A 1,306-nucleotide genomic window follows, 5' to 3' on the forward strand; every position below is an offset into this window, starting at 1 on the left:
TAATGCTGCTGCTCCGGCCACATGTGGTGATGCCATGGAGGTGCCGCTTTTATAGGTATAGCCGCCGTCCGAGTTGACGGCGTTGATGCCAGGATCCCACTGCCCCCCTGGCGCGGTCAAACACCACTCGGCGGCAACCCCACATTTATTGGCGTAGACGGCCAATGAACCGTCCTCCCCTACTGCCGTCACGGCCAGCCAGTTGTCTTTCAGCTCGGGGAACCAATAGGGAGAACCGGCCAGAAAATCGGGGTGGTCTTGAGATTCATTGCCGGTAGCAAACACCATCAGGGAGCCGGCCTGCGCACTGTTCTTGAAGGACTCAATGATCAGAGGGTGGGCCTCTAGGGCGCTTTGCGCTGAGCCATAGTCCACAATATGGCAGGGCGGGTTATAGGACCTTGAGCAGTCATTGAGCCCTAGACTGCTATTGATAATGGGTAGCTTGAATTGGGCGAGATAGTTCCAGCCATTAGAGAGCATTCGATCTTGAAAGGCCCTTATATCGTCTGGAGTCGGTGCAGTGCCGTCATTGTCATCATCATCATCACCATCATCATCATCATCGTCAGCAACCATGCCGTAAGCAGCGACAAAAAGCTGGCTATTGAAAGCGACCCCGTGCATGCCTGCTCCATCACGTCTCGCACCCATGATTCCGGCAACATGGCTCCCGTGCCCGGCAGGAGGCTGAGTATCGACTCCTTGGCCATTGGCGTAGAGGCTGTTGCTGGTAAAGTCAAAGCCTCCTGCAATAGCGCCGGCAAACTCCGGGTGATCTGCCTGAATGCCCGAGTCCAGATAACCGATCGTGACGCCCTGGCCCGTAAAGCCGAGCGAATAGGCTTTGGCGGCATTGATCATGTCCAGGCCGGGTTGACGCTTATATTCTTTGGTGCGCCATTGCTCCAGCGAGCTCTCAGAATCGGCGTGGACGATACCAGGTAAAGTCAGGCTTAACAAAGCCAACTGCACCAGCATAGAGGTGTTGCGTTTCTTGTTCGACATGTCTTATCTACTTGGATTTGCTAAGGAGGGTGGCCACTCGTTGTGAAAACCTGCCGTGGAGGTCCTCAAGGCATCTTTCATTTAACGGCATAGCCGTTTAATCCGGCTGTTAGGGACTGCAGTATTGTCGAGATCGTGTTCTTGTGGGGACCCATGCCATGCATGCGTATCGCAGGGATTTTTGTTGGTCGCCTGTAAGCTCGCAGCGGGTTTGGCTAAATGCCAAGCCCGCCTTGAGGGTTTCAATCAGAAGCGCAGTTTCATGAACAGTGAACCGGCGTGATCCTGGTTGCGGCCT

The 1,306-nt window shown here is 54.7% G+C and carries 1 protein-coding gene; it reads right to left on the bottom strand.

Annotated features, from left to right (window positions below; all coding sequences use genetic code 11):
- A partial coding sequence (locus VF694_RS16390) for a S8 family peptidase (protein WP_440164911.1) occupies positions 1 to 1,008 on the bottom strand: 1,008 nt, incomplete at its 3' end.
- Positions 1,009 to 1,306 lie beyond the last annotated feature (298 nt).

The organism is Alcaligenes sp. Lyrl_28 (genome assembly GCF_051948705.1).
Taxonomy (GTDB): Bacteria; Pseudomonadota; Gammaproteobacteria; order Burkholderiales; family Burkholderiaceae_B; genus Alcaligenes; species Alcaligenes ammonioxydans.